This window comes from Streptomyces glomeratus (assembly GCF_021462825.1).
GTDB classification, from domain to species: domain Bacteria; phylum Actinomycetota; class Actinomycetes; order Streptomycetales; family Streptomycetaceae; genus Streptomyces; species Streptomyces glomeratus.
Genome location: NZ_JAKEEB010000040.1, coordinates 46,601 through 52,917, shown reverse-complemented (window position 1 = coordinate 52,917; position 6,317 = coordinate 46,601). Strand labels below are relative to the sequence as shown.

General features: G+C 70.8%; 8 protein-coding genes. 3 read left to right on the top strand and 5 right to left on the bottom strand.

Annotated elements, in window-relative coordinates; genetic code table 11:
* The coding region (locus LZ604_RS31030) for a zinc ribbon domain-containing protein (RefSeq protein ID WP_234519216.1) at positions 1–258 on the top strand (258 nt) is incomplete at its 5' end.
* Positions 259–397: 139 nt separating this feature from the next.
* On the opposite strand, the gene LZ604_RS31025 is transcribed toward LZ604_RS31030, so the two are convergent.
* Together LZ604_RS31025 and LZ604_RS31020 are read right to left on the bottom strand one after the other, a co-directional pair.
* A complete protein-coding gene (locus LZ604_RS31025; protein WP_234519215.1) occupies positions 398–697 on the bottom strand; it encodes a hypothetical protein in 300 nt (99 codons plus the stop codon).
* Positions 698–811: 114 nt separating this feature from the next.
* On the bottom strand, positions 812–1,624 hold the full coding sequence (locus LZ604_RS31020; protein WP_234519214.1) for a TetR/AcrR family transcriptional regulator: 813 nt from the start codon (positions 1,622–1,624) through the stop codon (positions 812–814).
* An 89-nt stretch (positions 1,625–1,713) separates the two neighbouring features.
* Here LZ604_RS31020 and LZ604_RS31015 point away from each other — a divergent pair, with 89 nt between their 5' ends.
* Entirely contained in the window at positions 1,714–2,103 is a 390-nt protein-coding gene (locus tag LZ604_RS31015) for a VOC family protein (RefSeq protein WP_234519213.1), read from the top strand.
* Positions 2,104–2,152: 49 nt separating this feature from the next.
* Here the strand turns inward: LZ604_RS31015 and LZ604_RS31010 are convergent, their stop codons facing one another.
* The 3 genes from LZ604_RS31010 to LZ604_RS31000 form a co-directional block, all read right to left on the bottom strand.
* On the bottom strand, positions 2,153–3,643 hold the full coding sequence (locus tag LZ604_RS31010) for a protein kinase domain-containing protein (RefSeq protein ID WP_234519212.1): 1,491 nt from the start codon (positions 3,641–3,643) through the stop codon (positions 2,153–2,155).
* A gap of 122 nt (positions 3,644–3,765) precedes the next feature.
* Positions 3,766–4,599: a cytochrome c oxidase assembly protein gene (locus LZ604_RS31005; protein ID WP_234519211.1), complete on the bottom strand. Its 834-nt coding sequence runs from the start codon at positions 4,597–4,599 to the stop codon at positions 3,766–3,768.
* A complete protein-coding gene (locus tag LZ604_RS31000; protein ID WP_234519209.1) occupies positions 4,596–5,168 on the bottom strand; it encodes a DUF2243 domain-containing protein in 573 nt (190 codons plus the stop codon). The genes LZ604_RS31005 and LZ604_RS31000 overlap by 4 nt, the downstream gene beginning before the upstream one ends.
* A 341-nt stretch (positions 5,169–5,509) precedes the next feature.
* Between LZ604_RS31000 and LZ604_RS30995 the strand changes: the two genes are divergently transcribed.
* Positions 5,510–6,229 carry a DUF998 domain-containing protein gene (locus LZ604_RS30995; protein WP_234519208.1) on the top strand — a complete coding sequence of 240 codons (720 nt, stop codon included), beginning with the start codon at positions 5,510–5,512 and terminating at the stop codon, positions 6,227–6,229.
* Positions 6,230–6,317 lie beyond the last annotated feature (88 nt).

Here is a 6,317-nt window from a genome sequence, read left to right as displayed (position 1 = left end):
ATCTCTGATGCCGGATGGGGGGTGTTCCTGACGATCCTGCACGCCAAGGCTGAAAGCGCCGGACGGAAAGTGATCGCCGTGGACCCCCGCAACACCTCCCGGACCTGCCCTGAATGCGGGCATGTCTCAGCGGAGAACCGGCCCACCCAGGAGAAGTTCCACTGCGTTTCGTGCGGCCACCAGGCGCACGCGGACACGGTGGGCGCCCTGAACGTTCTACGGGCCGGGCTGGTCCGTCGCCACGCCGCACCGGCATAACGAGAAGCCCCCTCCTTCACGAGGGGGAGGAGTCACGTGCACATCGTGCTGGCACGGGTGCTCCCTGCCGCTGCGGTTTACAGCTGCGACGCTGCCGGCTCACCCCGGCCCGGACTCGGACGCCAAGCCGTTGCCCCGGCTACCGGGTGGCCGGTGCGAACTGGGCCAGATGATCGGCGATCCAGGGGTCCGGGGCCGGCCGCTGCGCAGCGGGGCCGAACAGCGCCAGTTGGTCCGCGATCCAGGGATCGATGGGCCGGTGCGCGGTGCGGTGCCCGGAGCAGTGGTGGCTGGCGTCGCCCATGGTGGCCCGGGCGGAGGTGTGTCCGGCCGTCTGAGGGGAGGCCGCCGTGGCGGATCCGCCGGCGGCGAGGAGGGCGCTTCCGGCGACTATGCAGGAAATGCCGGTGGTGGCGATGCGCAGCGTCAGCTTCTTCATGATCTCCTCCTTGCACTGGTTCACGGACGACAGATGTCCGGCCACCCGTTCCGTCGAACGGTTGGACGGTGCGCCTACCCCACGCGTCACGGCCCACACACGGGGCACCGCCCCTTACCGGGGACCGGCGCCGTCCCGGTGCGAAGGCCCGGATGTGTTCGTGTTTGGGCTTCGGCCGATGAGGGCGGCGAAGGCGTCGAGGACGCGTTGCAGGCCGAAGGCGTAGGCGTGGTCGGGGTCGTAGGCACTGCCGTGTGCGGCGCCTGCGGCCGCGCCGACGCGTACGGCCAGCGGGTAGGCGTTCTCGTCGAGGACCCGGGCGAGGAGCGGGGCGTTCACCGCCCACCACTGTTGGTCGTTCATGGCGCTGTCGTGCCGGGTGGCGCGGGCATCGGCGGTTGCGCGGGCGCATGCCTGTACGAAGGTGAGCAGATACGTCAGGCAGTCGTCCATTTCGACGTCGCTGAGGCCGAGGCCGTCGAGTGCGGACAGTTCGTGCTCGTACTTGGCCATCAGCCCCGGTCCGAGCGGAGGCCTGGCGGTGGAGACGGCCGCGGCCCAGGGGTGCCGTTCGAAGAGCGCCTTGTTCTCCTCGGCAACGGCGGAGACCCGTCGGTGCCACGGCTGTCCGGTGGTGTCCGTACGGGGCATACGGGCGTAGGCGGCGTCCAGCATGAGGTCGAGCAGCTCGGCCTTGCCCGGGACGTAGGTGTACAGCGTCATGGGCACGACACCAAGCTCCTGGGCCACTCGGCGCATGGTCAGCGAGTCCAGGCCTTCTGTGTCGGCGATGGCGGTGGCCGCCTCGATCACCGCGTCCACGCTCAGCCCTCGTCGCGGTCCTCTGCGGCGGTCAGCGCTGGAGTGGCGCCACAGCAGTTGCAGGGTACGGGCCGGGTCGCCCGCGCTCGTTCGTTCCGTCGGCACAGGGCAATCCTCTCGTACCAAATCTCTGTACGTTGTACTCTGTACGGCGTACAGAGAATCTGTGATGCCTCAGCCCTGAAGGAGTCTCCGTGAAGGTCACTTCCAGTGCCGTCTCGATCAACGTCGACGATGTCCCCGCCTCCACTGCCTTCCTCGTCGAGCACTTCGGCTTCCGCGAGGAGATGAGCGCCGAGGGGTTCGCGTCCCTGACCCGCGACGACGTCGGCATGAACGTCATCTTTCTGTGGCGAGGGCTGGGGACGCTCCCGGCGGACCAGCGTGAGGAGCACGCCGCCGGACTGATCCTCGCCTTCGTCGTCGACGACCTCGAAGGGGAGCTGGCACGCCTGCGCGCCGAGGGCGTGACGATCACCATGCCGTTGACCGAGGAGGAGTGGGGCGAACGCGCCTTCCAGGTCCGCGATCCCAACGGCGTCATCGTGCAACTGGTCGACTGGAACGCGAACCCCGCCCACTGAACCGGAACCGGGGCCGGGCACCGGCTACTTCGGATCCTGAGTGTGCCGGTCAGGCTGGTCGTGAGTTGCCGCCGGGCGGTGCCACGTCGACGGACGGCCCTTCCAGTGCCGCCCGACCGGCGTCGGTCCGGCGCCGCACGCGTGCGACGGCCTCCCACGCGATCGCGGCACCGGTCACCAGTGACAGGAGCAGGTAGAAGACGAACAGCTTGTGCAGGTCGTCGAGGAAGTACCAGATCGATGCGGTGGCGCTGAACCAGAAGGCGACCACCGAGCCGCCGCCGCGCTCCTGGCTGAGCGCCGCACCGACGAGGCAGCCGACGGCGGCCAGCGCGAGCAGGGCGGCGAAGCCCGCGTACGAGCTGTCCCAACCGTCGTAGGCGCGCCGCAGCTCGGAGTTGACCGCCACGGCTTCGGCAACGGGCCCCCAGCTCACCGCGCACGACAGGCGCGTCGACCACGGCAGCGTCACCGCGCCCAACAGGGCGGCCGCGACGGCCACGCGGCCGAAGTGATCGGTCTCCACCAGTTGGCCACGCGCGCACAGCAACGCCAGCAGGCAGCCGAGCAGGGCCAAGGCGCTGTCGACGGAGGGGCGCAACGATATCCGGAACCTGTCCCGGAGCGCGGTCCGACCACCGGAGCCTGCTGCCGGAGCGACGGCGACGGGGGCGGGGACCTGTGCCTCGGCCGTCGGCATGGCCGACTGCGCAAGGGCGTCGGCGAGGGCCGCACGCATCTGACCGGCATCGGCGAACCGTTCCGCCGGGTCCTTGCGCAGGGCGCGCTGAATCACCGCCTCCACCGCCGGCGGTACCTGTGGCCGGAGCCGGGAGACCGGCTCCGGTTCGGCGAACAAGTGCTGGTGCATGACTGCGAACGGCGATGCGCCACGGAACGGCGGCTGCCCGGTCAGCAGTTCGTGCAGCAGGCACCCCATCGCGTACAGATCGGCCCGGTGGTCGATCTCCGCCCCGCTGATCTGCTCGGGCGAAAGGTAGGCGGGAGTGCCTATGGCCGCACCGCTGCCGGTGATGCGGGTGGCGGCCTCGGTGAACGCCTTCGCAATGCCGAAGTCGAGGACCTTCACGGTGTCGGGCCCGGTGAGCATGATGTTGGAGGGCTTGATGTCCCTGTGCACGATTCCGCGCTCATGGCTGTGCCGCAGCGCGTCCAGCACCGCGCATGCCGTGTCGATCGCCTCGGCCACGGGCAGCGGCCCGCCCCGCAGGGCCTCGGCGAGGGTGGTGCCCTGCACGTACTCCATGACCAGATAGGGCCGTGGACCGTCCGGGTCCGGCTCCTCGCCGACGTCGTGGATGGTGGCCACGGCTGGGTGGTTCAGCGCGGCGGCCGCGTGTGCCTCACGCCGGAAACGGGCTCGCGACTGCGGATCGTGGGCCAGCGCGGAGGAGAGCAGCTTCACCGCCACGGTGCGTCGCAGCCGCTGGTCCACCCCACGATGGACCGTTCCCATGCCGCCCTGCCCGAGCCTCTCGATCAGCTCGTACCGGCCGCCGAGCACCATGTCCCGCCCCACTCGCGCCTCCCCGTGAATCTTGCACCCCGACGCAGCTTACGGTGTGTGTCGGGAGCGCCCGCGCACGCGCTGCGAGCGGCGCATCGGTCTGCCGGCGCCCGGCGCCGGCAGACCGATGAACGTCATGCCCGTGCAAGCGGGTGCGAGGGCGACACCTTCGTGGCGCGGCGGGGGCCGCGGTCGGGGCGCCAGGTGGCTACCAGGGCGCCCGCGAGAAGGAGTTCGGCGATGTCGCCGCCGTAGTACATGATCTCCGCAGCGCCCTGGACTTGCGGGATGGGGGCGCGGATGTCGACCCAGAAGCCGCCGTACATCAGCTGCGCGATGACGGCGTGCGCGGCGATGGCACAGCCGAGGTAGACCAGGCGGGTGCGGACGCCCGGCCGGGCGGGCGCCGGGTCCGGGCCGGCGATGACGTGGGCGAACAGGCAGCCCGACAGCAGGAAGTGGGCGTGCAGCAGCCAGTGTCCGGCCGGATGGGCCATGGCGGCGGTGTAGAGCGGGGTGAAATACAGGACGGCGAGGCTGCCCGTGGACAGCAGCAGGGCGATCGCCGGGTGGGCGAGCAGGCGGGCGGCGCGGCTGTGCAGGACCCCGGTGAGCAGGCGGGCGTGTGCTGCGGGCACGGCCCGCAGCAGGAGGGTCATGGGGGCGCCGAGCACCAGGGCGAGAGGGGCGTACATGCCGATGAGCATGTGCTGGGCCATGTGCCCCCGGAAGTCGTCGTGGGCGAGGGGCGCGACCGGCGGCAGGAGCGCCACGGCCAGCAGGGCCAGCCCGGTGATGAAGCCTGCCGTGCGCCAGGGACTCCAGGCCCGCACCGGATTGCGGCGCCGCGCCCGGTGAACGAGGAGGAGGTAGCCGACGGCGCACGCCGCCGTCGCGAGCGCGGGGAGCAGTGTCTCCAGCAGGCCACCGCCCTCACCCGGGTGCATGGGATGGGTGCCGTGGTTCATCGGCTCAATCCGGCGTCTCGTTCGGCCTGCCGGGCGGTGGGGGCGTCGGGATCGAAGGGCTGTCCGCTGCGCTGGAGAAGCCAGCCGCCTACGAGCAACAGCGCGCCGAAGACGAGGAAGCCGATGTCCCACCAGACCTGATAGGGGCCGCCGTGGACATGGTGGATGCCCAGGATGTGGTGGTCCAGGACGCCTTCGACGAGGTTGAAGAGGCCCCAGCCGGCCAGGGCCCAGCCCCACAGCACCCGGGAGGTCCACACCCGCCTGCGGTTGTGGGTGACGCGGGAGTACAGGATCGCGAGACCGGTGAGGACGGCGATCCAGCACACGGCGTGGAAGATGCCGTCCCACAAGGTGTTCATCTCCAGGCCGGAGACCGTGTGGGGGTTGTAGTACTTCACACCGATGCGGTCGTGGTTGGTGCTGCTGAGCATGTGGTGCCACTGCAGGAGCTGGTGCAGCAGAATGCCGTCGACGAACCCGCCCAGCCCCACCCCCAGCACGATGCCCGGCAGCTGGAGACTGGCCGGCGCCAGACCGGCCCTGGCCTCGCCCACGGTGGTTGCCATCACGCCGTCTCCCTCCATGTGGTCCCGGTGTCGGCTTCTCGAGTGCTCCTGCGGCTCTCCCCTCCGGGAGAGCTCAGTCATGCACAGCGCAGCCACCTACCCCTCAGGGAGTACCAGCTCTCAGGCGACAGCGCCGCCGCATCTTCGGCCGTTTGGCTCACTCGCGGCCGTGATTTCGGCGGCGAGGGAGCGTGCTTGGCCGGTTTCCCTTCGGCTGCTCGACAGAGGCGATGGAGCACCCCGTTCGGGGAACTCTGCCTTTCGGTAGGTGTGGCAGGGGAGGGGCGGGCGATATGCGCGCGATCGCGAACGGTGGTCGACGGAGCGGCAGGCTACGGCGGATGCTGGCGGCGACACTGCTCTCTGTGGCGGCGGTGACGTACAACGACTGGTTGCTGCAGTTCCTGCTGCCCACAGGGCTGGATCAGCGCGACTCCTACGTCAGTGAGGTCTTTGCCGCCGATCAGCCCTACCGGGTGCTGTTCAGCGGTGTCGAACTGGCCACGGCACTGCTGGTGGCGGCCGGCGCCTGCCTGGCCGTGGCCGGAACACCGCGCGGTTGGGCAGCTGTGGGCTGGGGCGCACTGGCGGCCTTCGGGAGCTCTTCCGTCGCGGACGTCCTGCTGCCGATGCGGTGCGCGCCCTCGCTGGAGACCGGCTGCCCCACCGACAACGTGTGGCACACCCTGACCAGCGGCGCGGTGCACTTCACTCTGTTCGCCTCGATGGCAGCCTTCGCCGTCGCCGCTCGCGAGCGCCCCGGACGCCCACAGCCCGCCGGGCACTGGGCGCCGAGGCTGCTGCCGGTGTCGATGGCCGCGGCGATCTGCTCCGCCGGACCCTATGTCGGCCATCCCGGCGGACAGGGCATTGCCCAACGGATCCACCTCGTGACCGTGGCGATGTGGTTCTGGCTGCTGGCAGCGCAGGTCTACCGGGACCGGGAGCACTTCGGCAGCCATGTGCCACGGCGCCCACTGCCGGAGCCCGTCGAACGATCGACGGGGCGGCTCAGGACGAGCGGCCCTGGGTGCCTCCCGGCAGGCGGGACGCGGCGTTGAGGAGGGGCGGGCCGAGGCGGACCGGCGGCAGGCCGAGAGAGGGCCGCTGCGCCGCACCGGCGCCCCGCCCCAACCCCCGCCGGGCGCA